A 19807-nucleotide genomic window follows, 5' to 3' on the forward strand; every position below is an offset into this window, starting at 1 on the left:
AATACTGCCTCCTTATATTTTGTTGATAGTGGACTTTACCACCTGATGGATGACAGTAAACAAATTGGAAAATTCTTAGTACTGGTTTAAGTTTTCGTAATGGTACTGCCAGGATTGTGCGTCTTCCAGCTGGGCAGCCAGTCGGAACATCAGGTCATCCTCGCCAAGTCTTCCAGTAAATTGAACCCCTACTGGAAGTACTTTTTCTGTCCAATATAAAGGGACGCTCATCGAAGGCTGGCCGGTGACATTCGCAATTGGTGTGAAACTGCATATATCCGTAAAGTTAAACATCATATCCTTAGTTGCATCATCCCCATTAGAGAACGTATCAAGAACTGCCGGCAATCCGTTCAATACTGGGGTTAAAAGAATATCATATTGTTCATGAAACCTATGAATCTTTTGGGATTCCCGCATAAGCATGACCCTTGCTTCTTCATAATCAGAGGCAGAAAGCTCGGATCCAAGATTGTAGACGTGATAGGAAATCGACTCCAGATTTTCTTCGGTTGGTTGAGTATCTACTAACCCAGCCATATGTTTGATCAACAGGGAGCCGCCGACAATCCAGCTCGTAATAAAATGGTTGGCGAACGCTTCAAAGTCAAACGGCAACGGCTGGTATTCGATTTCGTGTCCCAGAGATTCTAGCAGACGAACGGTATGGTTGATCGCTTCCCTGGCCTCTTCAGAAATAGAGACCCGCCCCCTCCAATCAGGATCCACTGCTATCTTAAGCTTACCAGGATCTTTAGCGATATTGGAAAGAAGGGGAGTGCTCTCGGGAAGGGAAGGGTAGCTTTCTCCTGGCCCGGCTCCTTTTATGATATCCAGCAGTCCGGCACTGTCTCTGACAGATTTGGTCAGGGCATGGTTGACACCGAAGTTATTCATATACATACCGTAGGGTACTTGACCTCTGGATGGTTTATAACCGAACAGCCCACATGCAGAAGCAGGAATCCGTATCGATCCGCCACCATCACTTCCGTGTGCGAAAGGAGCCATTCCTGAGGCCACCGCTGCCGCTGCACCTCCACTGGAACCACCGGCGGATCTGTCCAGTGCCCATGGATTTTTGGTTGCCCCCAGGTGGTCTGGTTCCGTTGTGGGTAAAAAGCCGAATTCAGGTGTATTGGTTTTACCGAGAAAAGTCAATCCTGCTTCCCGATAACGTTCAACAAAAATATCGTCTTCTCCAGCTGTGAATCCGTCCATCAGTTTCGAACCAGAGGTTGTCGGATGGCCTTGGATATTATTCAAGTCCTTGATAAGAAAAGGGAGACCACCAAATAAAGAGCTATCCGGTTTATACCGTTTTGCCTGTTCGAGCGCCTCATCAAACATGGTATGCACCACTGCATTCAATTTAGGGTTGAGTTCTTCAATTCTTTCTATGTAATGCTTAGTCAATTCATAGGGGGAAATTTCTTTTTCGTCTATCAGTTGTTTCTGTGCGGTAGCATCCAGGTAAGCTATATCTGACATGGCTGAAAACCTCCTTGAAAAGTTAAGAAAAAACGTTGGCCTGAATACAGACCAACGTCGTTTTAGTTTTTGTTTGGGATTTTATCATATTTGTCGATTTGTTTTTGTTTGTCAACATCCCAGCGGTTTTCCGGGTGTTCGCGGCATTCGGTGGTGCAGGCAGCATGCTGCTCGATTTCACATTCTTCACAGCAGACATACTGACGGTTGCAGACCGGATTACTGCAGTTGATCATGCGGTCTTCTTTTTTACCACAATGTTCACATTCCGCAATAACGGTATCTTCTTCGGTATGGTTGACAGGGACAGAAATCCGCTCATCAAACACATACATTTTTCCATCAAAATAACGCCCTTTTGTTTCTGGATCTTTACTGTAAGTGGTGATGCCGCCATCGAGCTGGTAAACGTCTTCCACTCCGTTTTTCATCAGGATGCCCGTAAGCTTTTCGCAACGGATGCCTCCCGTACAATAGGTAAGGACTTTTTTATCCTTCCACTGATCTGCATTTTCAGCGATCCATTCAGGGAACTCGCGGGAAGTTTCTACTTCCGGCTGAATTGCATTGCGGAAGTGACCGATGCGGTATTCATATTCATTACGGCCATCAATGACGATCGTATCTTCATCCTGTAGCATTTCATAAAACTCTTTAGGCTTCAGACGTTTTCCTGTAAAGGTTTTTGGATCGATGTCATCATTTTCAATACTCCAATTGACAACTTCAGATTTCGCACGTACGTGCATTTTCTTGAAGGTATGTCCTTCCACTTCATCTATTTTAAAAACCATATCTTTGAATCGTTCATCAGCATGCATGTGTTCCATATATTCGTTGGTCTGTTCTACTGTTCCGGATACGGTGCCGTTGATTCCTTCAGGAGCAACAATGATCCGGCCTTTCAGACCCAGGTCTTTACAATACGTTAAATGCTCAGCGGCATATTCTTCATATTCCGGCAAGTCGACATATTGATAATACAACAATACTCGGTAGTCTTTAGTACTCATTTATTTATTCCTCCTGTTTCACATTGCAAGTGTGATAACATTTTTGTGCCACACTACATAATATCTAGTTTTAGAAAAAATTTCAACTAGATATCCTTATCAATAGAACCTTAATTTGGCATACGAAAACCGTTTTTAATTTCTGAATTTTTTGTCAAAAATGGAATTTAAAAGGATTGCTTTGTTATAATTCACTTAGAGGAAAAATATTCCGTTGGGAAGGGTGTGCGAATGAGAAAACCGGGAATTCAATTAGGATTGCAGACGTTCAGTTTATTTGCAGGCTTTATGGTATGGGTCATCATATCTTCTTTGATGCCATACATCAAAGAAGATATCGCATTAAATGCCAATCAAGTAGCATTAGCTACAGCTATTCCAGTCATCCTTGGCTCCTTACTTCGGGTACCGCTTGGCTACTGGGCGAATAAGTTCGGAGCCAGAGTGATATTCATCATCAGTTTCATCATTTTATTGCTGCCGGTCTTTTACTTGAGTATTGCTGATTCATTCCTGGATCTCGTGATTGGCGGTCTTTTGCTTGGTCTGGGTGGGGCGGTGTTCTCGATTGGTGTTACGTCACTTCCGAAATACTATGAGAAAAAGCGCCATGGCTTTGTGAATGGTGTCTATGGTGTAGGGAACGTTGGTACTGCCGTCACCTCTTTTGCCGCGCCTTTTCTGGCTGCCCAAATCGGGTGGCAAAGCACTATCCGTCTTTATTTAGGATTACTTCTGTTTTTCATTCTACTTAACTTTATGGTTGGAGATCGTCATGAAAAGAAAGTGCAGGCTCCGATCATTCCTCAGATTAAATCAGTCATCGATAATGAAAAAATGTGGTTTCTCAGCTTATTTTATTTTATCACCTTTGGTTCTTTTGTGGCGTTCACCATCTACCTTCCAAACTTCTTAGTATCGAACTTCGGCCTGACAAGTGGAGATGCAGGGCTTAGAACAGCAGGGTTCATCGCGCTGGCAACTTTTTTACGGCCGGTAGGGGGATGGTTCGGAGATAAATTCAATTCATTCATCTTATTGATGGCAGTATTCGCCGGATTGACGCTGGCTGGCGTGGTGCTGTCTTTTTCCCCAACCATCGAGCTTTACACAGTCGGTGTATTAAGTGTGGCCGTGTGCGCCGGTATTGGGAACGGACTTGTGTTCAAACTGGTGCCATTTTATTTTTCCAAACAGGCGGGGGTTGTCAACGGAGTTGTTTCCGCTATCGGCGGACTTGGCGGCTTCTTTCCACCTCTCGTCCTAAGTGCTGTGTATGGGTTGACCGGCCATTATGCCATTGGCTTTATGGCATTGTCACAATTCGCCCTCGCAAGTCTGATTATCGTAATCTGGATGTATTTTACAGACAAACTGCAGATGAGTCACGCTGCTATGAAAAATACAGTAGAAGGTATCATGATTACCGATCAGGATGGGGTGATACAATACGTCAATCCGGCGTTTACGGAAACTACCGGGTTTGAAGAAGACCAGGCGATTGGTAACACACCAAAAATCCTCAAATCAGGAAAACATGATGAAAAGTTTTATCGTGATATGTGGCAGGAGATAGAACAGGAAGGTTATTGGAAAGGGGAGATATGGAATAAACGGAAGAATGGTGAGATGTTCCTGGAATGGCTGACGATTAGCCCCATCCGGAATAAAAATGAACCCGTTACCGGCTACGTTGCAATGTTTTCAGAAATCACACCGGAGGAATAACGTGGAACCAATAAAACGGGATGCCTCAAGCGGCATCCCGTTATTTTAAAGATTAAGCAAGTAGTGTTCTTCATCGCGGCTATGATGCCAGTTTACGACAAGCAGGCTGTCGTACATCATAAGACGTTCCTCGGCTTGCTGATCAGCCGATAGGCTTTCCTCGATACGAGCTAGTATTTTTCTTAATAAATCGTGATCCCTGGTCAACTGCGTGATGGTGTCAGCCATATCAGGATAGGCCTGTTTGATATCCTGGTATAGTCCTTCTTCTTCCGATGTCGCATGGGAGATAATATGATCACGCCAATGTTCAATCAAAATCAATTCCGCCTGCTTTGCTTCTTCCAAACGCTCCTCGCGATATAAACGCTTTAATACGTCTGTCATATCCTTCACTTGCCCATAAGCCGCTTCATGAATTGAGCGGTGGGCGTCCAGCTGACGAAGTGCAGGTCCTGACATCTTCATCTTCCTTTCTATTGTGCTTTCTTGTTTGTTTGTTTCGGGTTGGCACGCCGGTAAATGATATATCTCCGTTTGATAAATTCCAATGGCAGGCTCCATACATGGACGAGCCGTGTGAACGGCCATACGGCAAATAAAGTGAAGGCGGCAAACACATGAGCCTGGAAGCCCCAAGGAGCAGTAGCCAGCATTTCAGGCATCGGCCGGAATGTTAAAATTCCCCGGAACCAGGGCCCGATTGTATCACGGTAATCGAATTCTCCTCCTGTAGCCGTATACCAGGCCGTATTGGTAAAACCAACGACCGTGACGATTCCAATCAGCAGAAGCACCCACAAATCCTTGCGTGATCCATTAGTGCTGACGCGCTTATTGCGCAGCCTTCTAATCGTAAGCAGCGCACCGCCGATGACCATCGCTGCACCGGCCGCTCCACCAAACCAGACAGCTCCGAAATGATACATTTCTTCCGTGACCCCGATCATCGGGTAAAAGCCTTGAGGTACGAGAATTCCGCCAACATGGCCGAAAAATACTAAGATTACCCCATAATGAAATAGAATACTTCCCCATTTCAGGAGGGGATCGGTTTTTAAAAACTGACTGGATTGAGCGGACCATCCGAACTGATCATGGTTGTACCGATAAATATGGCCAACGACAAAAATCGTTAAGGTAATGTATGGATAGGCTACCCATAGTAAAAAATCGACTGGCGTCAACTGATATCAATCCCTTCATACCGTTTTGGCTTCGCGACGGGCGACGATGGAATCCAGCGTTTCCAAAGCGGCTGCTACGACAAATGCATATGGAGATCGCTGATCGCGCAATTGTGCATAAAGTTGATCGATCGCTTTTTTATGAATATAGTAAAGCTTTTGGATAAAACTTTCTTCGGCTTCTGCCAGAAATTCAAGAATTAACGGGAAATAATCAGGCAGCTCATCATCTTTGATAAAATAGCCTGCTTTGGCGAATTCCAGCTTCAGTTTGACGAATCCGAGGCCACGTTCCCGTTTATCGCCAAAAACGCCATAAGTAAGATACAAGGAACAATCTTTGCTGAAGTCGAACTGCTTCACATAATTCTGGCTGAATTCAAGCCAGGAGGAATCCTCCACATAACCCCAGAAACGTAACAGATTATCTCTTTGGGGCGCCTCGGATAAACCTTCCATGAAAAGCCTGACTTCTTCATTCCGGAACCATTCTTCTTCCGGATAGCGTAGGAACAGGGAGCACAGCTTCAGAATATGTCTACTGTCTTCCATCTTTGGCACCTCCTGTCACATCGCTCCAATAAGATTCACTGTATTCGTAAGGATCTTTCCATTCCCCATTCATGGCGCATGATTCACACCCATCCATGAAATCGAAGCCTGCGCTGCCCTGATGGGCAAACATGTCTTCAGCCTGCTCGCGATGCGCTTTTGGAATAACGTAGCGGTCGCCATATTTCGCAATGGCTGAAAGCTCATACATATCACGCGCCATTTGTTCCGAGATTCCAACTTCATCGATAAGCGTGGTATCGGGTTCTTTGCCGAGGTCGACGCTCCGCATGTACGTACGCATGGCCACCAGTTTCTTAAGTACGGATGCTACCAGCTCGGTATCACCTGCTGTCATCAGGTTGGCTAAATATTCGATTGGGATCCGGAATTGATCGATTGCCGGAAAAACGACAGATGGATCAAGGTCATTGAAATGACCATTGAAAGCATCGACGATCGGGCTCAACGGCGGAATGTACCAGACCATTGGAAGGGTACGATATTCCGGATGGAGCGGAAGAGCGATTTTCTGCTCGCAGGCCAGCTTATATACTGGGGATTCCTGAGCTGCTTCGATCCAGTCTTCAGGAATGCCGTCTTTTTTCGCTTGAGCGATCACTTCCGGGTCATTCGGATCCAAAATTAAATCGAGCTGTGCTTCGTAAAGATCCTGATCATTCGGAACCGAAGCTGCTTCTTTGACTCGGTCGGCATCATAAAGGACGATACCGATATAACGGATTCTTCCGACACACGTTTCCGAGCAGATGGTCGGGTCGCCGTTTTCGATTTTCGGAAAACAGAATGTACACTTTTCCGCTTTATTGGTCTGCCAGTTGAAATAGACTTTTTTATACGGGCAGCCGGACATGCAGAACCGCCAGCTCCGGCAGGCATCCTGATCGACGAGGACAATGCCGTCCTCTTCCCGTTTATACATGGCACCTGATGGACAGGAAGAGACACAGGATGGGTTGACGCAGTGTTCGCAAATCCGGGGCAGATACATCATGAATGCCTGCTCGAATTCGAACTTCACTTTCTCATCGACCCCTTGCATGTTCGGGTCTCGCTTACCCGTCTCGTGAACCCCTGCCAGGTCATCCTCCCAGTTCGGTCCCCATAGAATGTCCATATATTCACCGGTCAACTGCGACTTCGGACGTGCGACCGGCTGATGATTTTTCTCGGGGCTATGAACGAGGTGCTCGTATTCATATGTCCACGGTTCGTAATATTCATCTAGGTCAAGCATGTCAGGATTATAGAAAAGGTTCAAAAGCTTGTTCGCTTTCCCGCCGGCTTTCAGGGAAAGCTTTCCGTTTCGCATTTCCCAGCCGCCTTTGTTCTTCTCTTGATTCTCCCATTCCTTCGGATAACCGATCCCGGGTTTCGTTTCGACATTGTTCCACCACATGTACTCGGCGCCTGGTCTGTTTGTCCAGGTATTGTTACAGGTCACGCTGCAGGTGTGGCAGCCGATACATTTATCCAAATTCATGACCATTCCAAATTGCGCTTTAATCTTCAAGCCAATCCACCTCGCTTCGGTCCATTCTGCGGATTTGTACTTGCTCATCCCGCTGGTTGCCGGTTGGACCATAGTAGTTGAAACCATAACTTAATTGGGCGTATCCGCCTATCATCTGCGTCGGCTTGATGTGGATTCTTGTTGGGCTATTGAAGGTACCTCCGCGATCTTTCGTAATTTTGGAACCGGGCACATTAATCAGACGGTCCTGAACGTGATACATGAACACGACCCCTCGAGGAAGCCGGTGGCTCGTGACAGCCCTGGCTACGACGACACCATTCCGGTTATACATTTCGAGCCAGTCATTATCCTTGATACCTGCTTCATCCGCGTCCAGGTTGTTCAGCCAGACGTGCGGGCCGCCGCGGAACAAAGTCAGCATCGGAAGCGTATCACCATACGTGCTGTGGTACGACCACTTGAAGTGTGGGGTCAGGTATCTTAATGTAATCTCTTTTTGTCCCTCGGCCGGTCTATTATCGGATGAATAAAATGACGCCTTTTTTAATGGCGGCTTGAATGTAGGAAGTTCTTCCCCGAACTCAAGCATCGTTTCATGATCCAAATAGAAGTGCTGCCTTCCGGTCAATGTCCGCCACGGTATCATCCGTTCAACGTTCGTGGTAAACGGAGAATAGCGCCTGCCGCCTGTTTCCGTTCCACTATAGACAGGCGAAGAGATGACCTTTTGCGGCTGGGCTGTAATTTCGGCGAAAGAGATATGTTCCTCCGCGCGCTCTTCTGCAAGGTGCCTTAATTCCTGTCCTGTTTTATCCTCGAGTGTCTTCCAGGCTTTCATTGCAAGAGAACCGTTGGTGGTACTGGATAATGTCAATATCGTTTCGGCCACATCAATATCGTTATATAAGCTTGGACAGTCTTGATAGAAAGCCGATTTTTTCGATGGGCCAAGCATATCGAAAAGTTTGGCATACTCTTCCTTTGCATCCCAGGCCATTCCTTTGGCTCCAATAGAATGTTTGATTTTCGGACCAAGGGAAATGAACTTGTCATAGACTTTAGAGTACTCCCTTTCAACCACCTGGATTTTAGGGAAGTTAACCCCAGGGACCGGCTTGGTGCCGTCTGTTTTCCAATCAGGTACGTGCCCGTATGTCTGGGCAATTTCATCGGTAGAATCATGCAGCAGCGGGGAAGTGACCGTATCATATACCTTTTCCGGTAAATGCTGGGCAGCCAGATTAGAAAATCGCCTGGCAAGCTTTTTGAAAATATCCCAGTCCGACCGGCTTTCCCATGGAGGGGTGATGGCCGGGTTGAACGGATGGACGAACGGGTGCATATCCGTCGAGCTTAAATCATGCTTCTCATACCAGGTGGCCGCCGGAAGGACGATGTCGGAGTATAGGCCGGTGCCTGACATCCGGAAATCCAGATTGACGAGTAAATCCAGTTTCCCGGTCGCCGATGGAATCTCCAGGTTCAGTTCTTTTGCCTCCAGGTCTTCTGTTTCTTCACTGAGGTTATGACCGTGCGTACCCAGCAGATGCTTAAGGAAATATTCATGCCCTTTGGCGGAACTGCCGATCAAATTCGCCCGCCAGACAAACATGGATTTTGGAAAATTGACCGGATCATTCGGAGATTCGATGGAAAAGTTCATCTCCTTTTTGGACACAGCCTCCACTAAATGCTCGGTATTGGCTTCTGGTGATTTTGCTTCATCATACATTGCGATAGCATTTTTATTGAACTGTGGGTAAGACGGCAGCCAACCGAGCCGTGCCGCCAGTACGTTATAATCTGCTAAATTCTGATATTTTGGCTGATCAATCAATGGGGAAGCCAAATCGCGTGTTTTCTGTTCGTCATATTTCCACTGTTCGGTAGCGAAATAAAAGAAAGAGGTGCCATTTTGCAGCCTTGGCGGTCCGCCCCAATCCCGGGCCATCGCAACAGTCTGCCAGCCTTCCAGCGGGCGTACCTTCTCCTGGCCGACATAATGGGCCCAGCCGCCTCCATTGACTCCCTGAGAACCGGTCAACAAAACAAGGTTCAGTACCGCCCGGTAGATCGTATCAGAATGGTACCAATGGTTAATCCCTGATCCCATGATAATCATCGAACGCCCTTTACTATCAATGGCGTTCTGAGCGAACTCCCTTGCGATCTGAGCGACAAGTTTGGGGCTGACACTTGTATACTTTTCCTGCCATTTTGGGGTATACGGCCGGTCTTCGTCATAATTGGCGGGATTTTCTTTCGTCAGACTTCTGTTAACCCCTGTCTGGGCACACATCAGATCAAAGACGGTCGTTACATAAACCGGGCCGTCTGTGGTCTCGATTTCTTTCATAGGTATGTCAGCTTTGAAGACGCGGTTATCATCCTGCTCAAACGCTGCGACACATACCTGGTCGATTTTACTTTCGTGGCCCTGTAAGGATAGGGCAGGGGAGATTGTGTCAACATTATTGACTTTATCTGCCTTTAGCAGGTTCCAATTCTTTTCACCATCCCAGCGGTGTCCAATCGAACCATTTGGTATGGCAAAATCTTTGGTCTCTTCGTCATAGACTACTGTTTTCCATTCTGCTTTTTCTGTGGTGAAGGAAAGGTCGCTTGCACGCAGGAAGCGGTCCGCTTTTAAGCCGTGCCTGGTATTTTTTAATGTGATTAAGTAGGGAAGGTCTGTGTAGGTCTTTGCATAAAAATCAAAATAAGGAACGTGTCTATCGATGTAGAATTCCTGGAGAATGACATGGGTCATGGCCATCGCTAATGCACTGTCCATGCCAGCCTGGACGGGGAGCCAATCGTCGGCGAACTTAACGAATTCAGCATAATCCGGACTGACAGCGACTACTTTTGTACCTTTATAGCGGGCTTCCACCATGAAGTGGGAGTCAGGGGTGCGGGTCTGTGGAAGGTTGGATCCCCAAACAAGCAAATAACTGGAATTGTACCAGTCAGCGCTTTCCGGGACATCGGTTTGTTCGCCCCATATTTGTGGAGAAGCGGGCGGAAGGTCAGCGTACCAGTCATAGAAGCTTAACAGGACGCCGCCGATCAGGTTGAGGAATCGGCCTCCGCCTGCATAACTGACCATTGACATGGCAGGAATAGGAGAGAATCCAAAGATCCGGTCCGGTCCGTACGTTTGTATCGTATGGATAAGCTGAGCGGAAATCAGTGTTTCTACTTCATCCCATTCCGCCCGGACGAATCCTCCTTTTCCGCGCGCCTGTTTATACTGCGTGGATAATTCAGTGTTTTCAACAATGGAAGCCCACGCTTTGACAGGGTCATCGGTTTTCTTAACTGCATCTCGCCAGATTTCTAACAGTTTACTTCGGATATAAGGATAGCGCACCCGATGGGGGCTATATGTATACCAGGAGAAGCTTGCACCCCGCGGGCATCCGCGTGGCTCGTATTCCGGCATATCCGGTCCGGTGGTCGGATAATCCGTTTGCTGGGTTTCCCAGGTAATGATTCCGTCTTTGACGTGGATTTTCCAGCTGCATGAACCGGTACAATTGACACCATGTGTCGAGCGGACAACTTTATCATGCTGCCAGCGGCTGCGATAATAATTTTCCGTGTTACTGCGCGACTTTGGGGACATTTCGCTGTGTTCTGTCTCTGGCTGTGTTTTACCTAAGTACTTCAGTTTCTGTAAAAATGGTGGAGTTTTTCTAGGCATTTTCACATCTCCTTACATTTTTTAAGGGTAAAACATGCATGAAGAATATTGATATTAAATTTATGGTAACAGATTCCATTCTTATTTTCACAATATTTGGTTAACTTTAACCTATATTTTATAAATTCGACAAAAAAACCGAGCAATTTTTATGCTCGGGTAAGTGAAAATGTGATATTTATCATGATTAAGGTAAGTCTAATTCAGGCAGCCATTGAGACATATGGTCTTTTATTTCTTTGTAAGTTTCCTCCTGGTCAGGTATGAGTACTCTTTTTGTTTCGTGCATGGGAATTACTTGAAAATCTGTACCGGCTTGCCCGTCAGTGAAGGGTTCATAATCTACAATAGTAGGGACGAAGGAAGGCTTGTTCAAAGCTATGGAATCATCGTGTCTATCTAATTCGATTTCTACTTGCAGGATACCGCCGATCCGGCGGTGGATTTCTTCCTGTGCAGAGATGAAATTTCCAAGTGAATAGATTACCAGGGTATCATTTCCCTTTTTTCCTTCAAGCATTTCGATGGGCTGCAGGACGTGAGGATGGTGGCCGAGAATCACGTGAGCCCCGGCATCAGCCATCACTTGAGCTAATTCTTTCTGGTCGCGATTGGGCATGCGCTCATATTCCGAGCCAAAATGCACACTGACGACGACAGCATCCGCTTGTTTATTCGCTCGTGTGATATCTGATTTAATTTTTTGTTCGTCAATCAAATTGACGAGATAATTTTTTCCGGATGGTAAAGGGATACCATTGGTTCCATACGTATAGCTTAAAAATGCAACATCGATTCCTTCTTCTGTCTGAATCACGCGAAGTTTCTTCTGATCTTTCTGGCTTTTGTATGCTCCTGTGTAGATCATATCAATAGACTCCCAATGGGAAAGAGAGTTATTAATTGCTTGTTCTCCTCGGTCAAGAGTATGATTATTGGCGATCGAAACGACATCGATTCCACTTTCCTTTAGGGCATCTCCGACTTCAGTAGGACTGTTGAAGGCTGGATAGCCGGATAAACCGAAATCAGCCCCGCCAATCATTGTTTCCTGATTAGCTATGGCTATAGTTGCTTCTTCCAAGTAGGGCGCTGTATTCTCGAACATTGGCGTGAAATCATACCCATCAGCGGTTTGGGCATCACGATAGACTGGGGCATGAATCAAAATATCACCGATGGCAGCCAGTGTTATTTTAGGATTAACAGGATATTCTTGTTTAGTAGGGTCGTCAGACTGTTTGGCGGTTAAGTCATTGGCGAAAAATTGTTTGTCGGGCGACTGCGCACATGCTCCCATAACAAACGAAAGCATTACCAGCAAAAATACTTTTTTCATATGAAGTGCCCCTTTAATAAGTAGATTGTTGGAATTGGAAAGACCTTTTACCTATAGTATAAAGCGTTTTCACAAAAATAAAAGCAAGTCCCTCCAATCTTCGACAAGAAAGGAGGGATTTGCTGTTATATGGAATGAGCATGGTGTTTAGCTGTTCGGGGATTTCGCTGCATCGTCAAATACATGACGAACCCAGAAGCTGCTAATAAGGCACTGGTGACATAAAAGACAGAAGAGAACCCGAAGAACCCGGAAAGCATCCCGCCAAGCGCGGGGCCAATCATATTCCCTAAGAAGCGAATGCTTGTATTATACCCGAGTACTTCTCCTTGCATGGCAAGTGGAGCCTCCTGGCGAATGTAAGCAGTGCGGACTGGAATGATTCCCCCGATGGAGGCCCCCAACAGGAATCGGATGATGACTAGCTGCCAGATACTTGTAACAAAGGCACCTGGAAGATAGACAATCCCTGCCATAAATAACAGGAACACCAAGATTTTAATATAACCGACCTTGTCGGCAATGCTGCCCCAGCGTCTCGCCATCAACAGGTTACCAAGTCCCGCAGCGGAAAAGGCAATGCCGGAAAAGAATGCAAGGTTGGCAGGACCATGTAATTCCGCAACATACAAGGATAAAATCGGCTGGATGCTGAAATGGGCGATTTGGACAAACAAGGATACGAGCATAACCATTAGCAACACAGGGTGCCGTAAAATATGTCCGATTACCTCTTTCCGGGAATAGCTTGTCTTACTATCACTGCTTTCATCGTAAATCTTGAATTCTTTGATTCCAAAGATGACGATAAAAGCAGATAGAAAGACGGTGATAGAAGTCCCTTGAAAAGTGGCGGAATACCCGAATGTGTCAGCCAACACTCCCCCAAGCATAGGCCCCATCAAACTCCCTGTAATACTGCCGGTCTGCAGTGTGCCCAGAACTTTACCGGCAATATGCTTCGGTGTCTGGGTGGCGATCAATGCTTGTGACATTGGAATGAATCCGGTAAATACCCCCATGAATAAGCGCAGGAAGAATAATGGCCAGACAGAATCGGCAAACCCCATCAAAAAGACGGACACCCCCAGGCCAACGGCAGAAATGATCAATATTTTCTTTCTGCCATAACGATCACCGATTCGGCCCCATATGGGCGCAAATAAAAATGCCGTTACGAATGTGACGCCAAATACCCAGCCCGACCACTGTTGGACGTAAGCGTCAGAATAATTACCAAAGCTGTCGATATATAAAGAAATAAACGGAAGAACCATGGTGATGCTTCCTGCAATAAAGAAGTTAGCAAACCACATGATGAATAAATTTCGTTTAGCCATACTTTCCTGGTCCACGATAATGAATCACTTCTTTCAAACTATTTCGTAACCCTAAATATTACTGCATCATTCTAAACTTATAACATACTCTTCACCTGGTTGAAAGAAAAATGCACACTCCTGTAAATGAAGACGACAAGAGGCTTATTCAATAAAAGCGAAAAGTCGAAGACTTGATTTCGAGACATTGTTTGAGGAATAGGGGCGTTGGGGAAGGATTCGCTTTCCTGCGGGGGACCTGGCAAGCTTCCTCGGGCTTTGCCCTGCGGGATCTTGCCTTGCTCCTTCTCCCGCGGGAGTCTCACCCTTCCCCCACGCCCCTTGCCATATAAGATACACGAAATCGTGTTTGGAAAGTCCGGCCCTATTTTGTGATGAGAATCCTATTACAATGGTAAATTGACCGTATTTTCTGCTCCAAAACACTCTATTTCTGATCGAAGTTTCGAGAAACTAACGAACGTATGGTGGCTGGGAAAACGGTGAGACTCCAGTGGGGTGGACATGAGCGGTGAGATCCCGCAAGGCGAAGCCTGAGGAAGCTCACCACATGCCCACGGAAAGCGATCCGTTTTCCCAGCCACCATAATTACTACCTAACGCCTCGAAACTGAGTCTTCCATTAAAGGGTTAAAGGGAACAATAACCAATAAAATAATCTGAATATTCATTTGAACCATTACGAAAGTTGATTTACTATTTAGTAATATAGAATTTTTAGAAGATACGAAAGATTAATAGAGGAGGTTGCTGTTTGGAATTTAACATATCCCCGTTAGGCGATCATGGAGCAATTATCGATCTTGGTAAAACGATTGATGAAGAGTCTCATGAACGAGTCAAACAAGTAACGGCATTTCTGAATGATAAACCATTTGATTGGCTAATAGAGTATATTCCTGCGTTTACCACCGTGGCGTTATTCTACGACCCTGTCAAAGTAATGGAACAAAAAGATAAATCTTTTGCATTGCCTTATGAAATTGTCAGAGCAACGATTGAGAAAGAGCTCCCTAAATTGGGAGTGGGAGAAAAAAAACAAGGCCGGGTTGTAGAAATTCCTGTTTGCTATGGCGGGGATTTAGGCCCGGATTTAACTCAAGTGGCCAGACATAATGATTTAACTGAAGAGGAAGTCATTGAGATTCATACTGCCGGCGACTATTTGGTTTATATGATTGGGTTTGCCCCTGGATTCCCTTATATTGGGGGAATGAAAGAAGAAATTGCCACGCCAAGAAAGGAAGAACCGCGTCTGAGCATACCAGCTGGGTCGGTCGGAATCGCGGGGAGCCAAACAGGCGTATATCCGATAGAAACCCCTGGAGGCTGGCAGTTGATTGGTCAAACGCCTGTACGTCTTTTTAAGCCGGATCAGGAGCCTCCTTCCTTGCTCCATGCTGGAGATAAAGTTGTATTCAAGGCAATCACCCGTAGCGAATTCGACACTTATAAGGAGGAGCAATCATGATAAAAGTTTTGAAGCCGGGATTGCTTACCAGTGTGCAGGATCTTGGTAGAACAGGCTATCAAACATATGGGGTCATTGCCAGTGGTGTAATGGATCCGGCAGCCCACCGTATCGCTAACTTACTTGTAGGAAATAGGGAGGGTGCAGCTACGCTGGAAATAACACTGAGCGGGCCGGTATTGGAATTTCAGGAGGATGCACTGATTTCCTTGTGTGGAGGTGACCTTTCCGCAACAATCGGAGGTAAGCAGGTTAAACCATGGCGTCCGGTTTATGTGAAAAAGGGAAGTGAACTTCGTTTTGGTCAGGCAAAAGAAGGCTGCCGGGTTTATTTAGCGGTTGCTGGCGGCTTTCATGTGCCGGAAGTAATGGAGAGCAAGTCTACCTATCTTCGCGCCGGCCTGGGTGGTTTTCATGGACGAGCCTTAAAAGAAGGAGACGAACTTGCAGCGCAGGAATTATCGGAAGCAGCTGCAAAGATTCAAAGTTTCTTGCAGAAGCAAGCTGGTGGAGAATCGTTTATTAGTATGGATTGGCACGTAGCATCTGAATTTATTCCTGTATTCAAAGAAGAACAGCCGGTACGGGTTATAAAAGGAAGGCAATACGAGTTATTCAAAAAAGAGAGTCAGGAAGCGTTCTTCTTTGAGCCATATCAAATCGGAAGCAAATCAGACAGGATGGGTTACCGTCTCGAAGGGCCAAAGCTGCAGCTGGATAAGGAACAGGAGATGATTTCTGAAGCGGTAGGGTTTGGCACCATCCAGGTACCTTCCAATGGCCAGCCGATCATCCTTCTTGCTGATAGGCAGACGACAGGAGGGTACCCGAAAATCGGACAGGTTGCCTCCGTCGACATACCAGTCGTAGCGCAATTAAAACCTGGTGAGAAAGCCCGTTTTCAGGAAATTTCACTTGAAAAAGCCCAACAGCTTTATTTAGAAAGAGAAAAAAGCATCCAGCAGCTTGCCCAGGGTATACGTCTGAAATTAAAAGAGGAGGTACGATAATGGCAATCATAGATTTGAATTGTGATATGGGAGAAAGCTTTGGCACCTATCAAAAAGGTCGGGATGAGGAGATCCTCGAACATATTACATCGGCCAACGTAGCATGCGGCTTTCATGCCGGTGATTTTACGACGATGCGAAAGACAACAGAAATGGCAATGGAAAAAGGAGTAGGCATCGGTGCACACCCGGGATTGCCGGACCTGATGGGCTTTGGTCGTCGAAATATAGATATCAGCCCTCAAGAGGCTTATGAACTGGTAGTCTATCAGATTGGAGCGTTGAATGGGTTTGTAAAAGCAGAAGGAGGAAGCCTTCAGCATGTGAAGCCGCATGGTGCTCTTTATAATATGGCCGCCAAACGTCAGGACTTGTCTGAAGCGATAGCAGAAGCGGTTTACAAGGTGGATCCGGAGCTCGTTTTATTCGGGCTGGCAGGAAGTGAATTAGTGAAAGCAGGCAAACAGGCCGGCCTCCGTACTGCCAGTGAAGTTTTCTCCGACCGGACGTATCAGGAGGATGGAACATTGACCTCGAGGAAAGAACAGAATGCCCTGCTGACTGATTATGAGGAGGCAGTTTCCCAGGTGATCCGGATGGTCAAAGAAAAAAAAGTACACACTATCCAAGGAAAGGATATTGATGTGCAGGCGGATACGATTTGTATCCACGGGGATGGCGAAAACGCTTTGGATTTCGCAAAATATATCAATCGGGCACTAAAGGAATCTGGCATTGAAACAGTAAAGGTCAAGGATGTATTGAAATAACAGCGAGGAGTGAAACAGATGGACAAAAAATCACGGATGAGGCTGCTGCTGGGGGCAGCGTTTTTGATGGCGACTTCAGCCATAGGGCCTGGATTCCTGACACAAACGACACATTTTACGGAACAATTAGCGGCTAGCTTTGGCTTTGTTATTCTAGTATCTATCATCATTGATATTGGAGCTCAGTTGAACATTTGGAGGATTATCGCTATCTCAGAAAAACCGGCCCAGGACATTGCCAACAAGCTTCTTCCTGGCCTTGGCTTTGTTTTGTCTGCCTTAATTGTGGCAGGCGGATTGGCTTTTAATATTGGTAATATAGCTGGTGCAGGTCTTGGTACTAACGTACTGTTCGGAATTTCACCAGAAATGGGGGCGCTCTTCAGTGGTCTCGTTGCTATTGGAGTCTTCCTCGTTCGGGAAGCTGGTAAGGTGATGGACCGCTTCGCCCAAATGCTTGGCTTTTTAATGATCGGTTTGACGGTTTATGTCATGTTCACAGCTACCCCTCCCCTTGGAGAGGCAGCTGTGAAGACGATTGCCCCTGATACCATCGATTTTCTTGCGATTGTAACACTCGTCGGCGGGACTGTCGGCGGCTATATTACCTTTGCCGGCGGGCACCGCTTACTAGAAGCGGGAGTCAAGGGGAAGGAATCCCTGGGGTATGTCAATCGCAGCGCGGTATCAGCCATCGGTTTCGCTTCCATCATGCGTGTCTTTTTATTTTTGGCCGCCCTCGGAGTAGTTGCCCAGGGCATTCAATTAGATCCAGGCAACCCGGCGGCCACTGTCTTCCAATCAGCGGCTGGAAATGTCGGGTATAAGATCTTCGGGGTTGTCATTTGGGCAGCTGCTGTTACATCTGTCGTAGGAGCAGCTTATACATCTGTTTCCTTTATCCGTTCGTTCAGTAACACCATTGAAAAGAACCATAAATGGTTCATCGTTGGATTCATAGCTATATCTACTTTGGTATTTGTGTCCGTCGGGCGTCCTGTCAGTATATTAATTCTGGTCGGTTCCCTGAATGGTTTGATTTTGCCACTGGCCCTTGGAGTTATGATTATCGCTGCCCATAAAAAATCAATCGTCGGGGATTATAAGCATCCGCTGTGGATGACTATTTTCGGGGCATTAATAGTTATTGTCATGTCTTATATGGGCTTCGTCACGCTGCTCGAAGGTATCCCGCAATTATTTGAATAAAAGGAAAGGAGAGACACTTATGGAACTACCGGAAAAGTGGACTCCAGAAATAGCACGGGAAAAAATTCGAACGCAATACTGGACAGGCCCGACATCAGGTTTGACTCCGGGATATATCCAGGGAAACCTGGTCGTCCTGCCAGAAGAAATGGCCTTTGAGTTTTTATTGTTTTGTCAACGCAACCCAAAGCCTTGTCCCGTTTTGGATGTAACAGAGCCAGGTTCTCCCGTTCCTCGTCTCGTTGCTCCAGATTCAGATCTTCGTAAAGATCTTCCCGGTTACCGTGTTTATCGCAATGGACAACTCACAGAAGAGCTGGGGGACATAACAGAGAACTGGGACGAAAAAATGGTGGGCTTCCTCCTTGGATGCAGCTTTACCTTTGAGCAGGCACTGATAGATTATGGAATACCACTTCGTCATATAGAAGAAAACAAAAATGTTTCGATGTACAAAACCAATATTCCATGTGTGCCTGCCGGCCGTTTTTCGGGACCGATGGTTGTGAGTATGCGGCCCGTGAAAGCAGCCGATATTCCTAAAGCCGTCCAGGTTACCAGCAGGTTTCCTTCGGTTCATGGAGCACCAGTCCATGTAGGTGAGCCGGAAGCGATTGGTATTACTGACCTTTCCCATCCGGACTTTGGCGATCCGGTCACGATCAAAGCCGGAGAAATTCCGGTATTCTGGGCCTGCGGAGTTACTCCTCAGGCAGTCGCCATGCATATGAAGCCGGAAATCATGATCACCCATGCACCAGGGCACATGTTTATTACCGATAAGAAAAATGAAGAATATAGTATTTGATAAGCAACCTAACTGCTGCTCTTGATTGTTAATCCCTTTCAAGAGCAGCTTTTTTTATGGGTATCTTTACTAAAATTTTTTAGTGTTAACGCTTGCAAAACTTGTATATACAAATTATACTTGGAGCATAACTTGTATATACATGTAATGACGACTGAGAAACTTGTGAGGAGGTAGCACACCAATGTTTAAAAAACTTTTTGGCAAAAATGATAAAGAGACAATTCTGACTGCACCTGTGACGGGGAAAGTGGTAGATTTAACGGAGGTTCCGGATCCGACATTTTCCCAGAAAATGATGGGAGAAGGTCTTGCAATCGAACCATCGGAAGGGAAGGCAGTGGCCCCGTTTGACGGCGAAGTCGTGCAATTATTCCCTACCAAGCATGCAATCGGCTTAAAAAATAAAGCCGGTGTTGAAGTGTTAGTGCATATCGGCCTCGAAACCGTAGGAATGAATGGAGAAGGGTTCGAAGCTGTTGTGAAACAAGGAGATAAAGTGAAAACAGGCCAGACATTAGTCACTTTCGATCTTTCAAAAATCGAGGAACAAGCTTCAAGCACTGTGACTCCTGTCATTATTACGAATAGTAATGAATTTACCTTGGAGTTTTATAATCAGGGAGATGTACAAGCAGGGTCCACGGAAATTATGGAAATCAAGCCAAAGGCCAACTAACTTTTA

General features: G+C 46.1%; 16 protein-coding genes. 7 read left to right on the plus strand and 9 right to left on the minus strand.

The window, feature by feature from the left end:
• Window positions 1–75 precede the first annotated feature (75 nt).
• Together ACGTNI_RS10320 and trhO are read right to left on the minus strand one after the other, a co-directional pair.
• Window positions 76–1491: an amidase gene (locus ACGTNI_RS10320; protein ID WP_085506421.1), complete on the minus strand. Its 1416-nt coding sequence runs from the start codon at window positions 1489–1491 to the stop codon at window positions 76–78.
• A 62-nt stretch (window positions 1492–1553) separates the two neighbouring features.
• Window positions 1554–2504, minus strand: coding sequence for an oxygen-dependent tRNA uridine(34) hydroxylase TrhO (trhO, locus tag ACGTNI_RS10325; RefSeq protein ID WP_085506420.1), 951 nt, complete (start codon window positions 2502–2504; stop codon window positions 1554–1556).
• Between the two features lie 231 nt (window positions 2505–2735).
• On the opposite strand from trhO, the gene ACGTNI_RS10330 reads away from it, so the two are divergent.
• Entirely contained in the window at window positions 2736–4232 is a 1497-nt protein-coding gene (locus ACGTNI_RS10330; protein ID WP_394462130.1) for a nitrate/nitrite transporter, read from the plus strand.
• A 45-nt stretch (window positions 4233–4277) separates the two neighbouring features.
• Here ACGTNI_RS10330 and ACGTNI_RS10335 read toward each other — a convergent pair whose 3' ends face one another.
• From ACGTNI_RS10335 to ACGTNI_RS10365, 7 genes are all read right to left on the minus strand, one after another.
• Window positions 4278–4694, minus strand: coding sequence for a hemerythrin domain-containing protein (locus tag ACGTNI_RS10335; RefSeq protein ID WP_394462132.1), 417 nt, complete (start codon window positions 4692–4694; stop codon window positions 4278–4280).
• A gap of 14 nt (window positions 4695–4708) precedes the next feature.
• The gene (gene narI, locus ACGTNI_RS10340) at window positions 4709–5419 is read right to left on the minus strand and encodes a respiratory nitrate reductase subunit gamma (RefSeq protein ID WP_394462134.1); all 711 of its coding nucleotides are present in this window, start codon (window positions 5417–5419) and stop codon (window positions 4709–4711) included.
• Between the two features lie 15 nt (window positions 5420–5434).
• The gene (gene narJ / locus ACGTNI_RS10345) at window positions 5435–5971 is read right to left on the minus strand and encodes a nitrate reductase molybdenum cofactor assembly chaperone (protein WP_394462136.1); all 537 of its coding nucleotides are present in this window, start codon (window positions 5969–5971) and stop codon (window positions 5435–5437) included.
• A complete protein-coding gene (gene narH / locus ACGTNI_RS10350) occupies window positions 5958–7505 on the minus strand; it encodes a nitrate reductase subunit beta (protein ID WP_394462138.1) in 1548 nt (515 codons plus the stop codon). The genes narJ and narH overlap by 14 nt, the downstream gene beginning before the upstream one ends.
• Entirely contained in the window at window positions 7495–11175 is a 3681-nt protein-coding gene (locus ACGTNI_RS10355; protein ID WP_394462139.1) for a nitrate reductase subunit alpha, read from the minus strand. The genes narH and ACGTNI_RS10355 overlap by 11 nt, the downstream gene beginning before the upstream one ends.
• A gap of 187 nt (window positions 11176–11362) precedes the next feature.
• Window positions 11363–12514 carry a CapA family protein gene (locus ACGTNI_RS10360; RefSeq protein WP_394462141.1) on the minus strand — a complete coding sequence of 384 codons (1152 nt, stop codon included), beginning with the start codon at window positions 12512–12514 and terminating at the stop codon, window positions 11363–11365.
• A gap of 125 nt (window positions 12515–12639) precedes the next feature.
• Window positions 12640–13854 carry an MFS transporter gene (locus ACGTNI_RS10365; protein ID WP_394462143.1) on the minus strand — a complete coding sequence of 405 codons (1215 nt, stop codon included), beginning with the start codon at window positions 13852–13854 and terminating at the stop codon, window positions 12640–12642.
• A 754-nt stretch (window positions 13855–14608) separates the two neighbouring features.
• Between ACGTNI_RS10365 and pxpB the strand changes: the two genes are divergently transcribed.
• The 6 genes from pxpB to ACGTNI_RS10395 all read left to right on the plus strand — a co-directional run bounded on the left by pxpB (window position 14609) and on the right by ACGTNI_RS10395 (window position 19801).
• Window positions 14609–15325: a 5-oxoprolinase subunit PxpB gene (gene pxpB / locus ACGTNI_RS10370; protein ID WP_394462145.1), complete on the plus strand. Its 717-nt coding sequence runs from the start codon at window positions 14609–14611 to the stop codon at window positions 15323–15325.
• Window positions 15322–16335, plus strand: coding sequence for a 5-oxoprolinase subunit C family protein (locus ACGTNI_RS10375; protein WP_394462147.1), 1014 nt, complete (start codon window positions 15322–15324; stop codon window positions 16333–16335). Before pxpB ends, ACGTNI_RS10375 begins: the two co-directional genes overlap by 4 nt.
• On the plus strand, window positions 16335–17105 hold the full coding sequence (locus tag ACGTNI_RS10380; RefSeq protein WP_394462148.1) for a LamB/YcsF family protein: 771 nt from the start codon (window positions 16335–16337) through the stop codon (window positions 17103–17105). The genes ACGTNI_RS10375 and ACGTNI_RS10380 overlap by 1 nt, the downstream gene beginning before the upstream one ends.
• 18 nt (window positions 17106–17123) lie before the next feature.
• Window positions 17124–18314 (plus strand): NRAMP family divalent metal transporter, encoded by a 1191-nt coding sequence (locus ACGTNI_RS10385; protein WP_394462150.1) that lies wholly within the window; start codon window positions 17124–17126, stop codon window positions 18312–18314.
• A gap of 19 nt (window positions 18315–18333) precedes the next feature.
• On the plus strand, window positions 18334–19122 hold the full coding sequence (locus ACGTNI_RS10390; RefSeq protein ID WP_394462152.1) for a putative hydro-lyase: 789 nt from the start codon (window positions 18334–18336) through the stop codon (window positions 19120–19122).
• Between the two features lie 184 nt (window positions 19123–19306).
• Window positions 19307–19801, plus strand: a complete 495-nt coding sequence (locus ACGTNI_RS10395; protein WP_394462154.1) for a PTS sugar transporter subunit IIA — start codon at window positions 19307–19309, stop codon at window positions 19799–19801.
• Window positions 19802–19807 lie beyond the last annotated feature (6 nt).

It is taken from the genome of Thalassobacillus sp. B23F22_16 (assembly GCF_043496955.1).
Classification (GTDB): domain Bacteria; phylum Bacillota; class Bacilli; order Bacillales; family Halobacillaceae; genus Thalassobacillus; species Thalassobacillus devorans_A.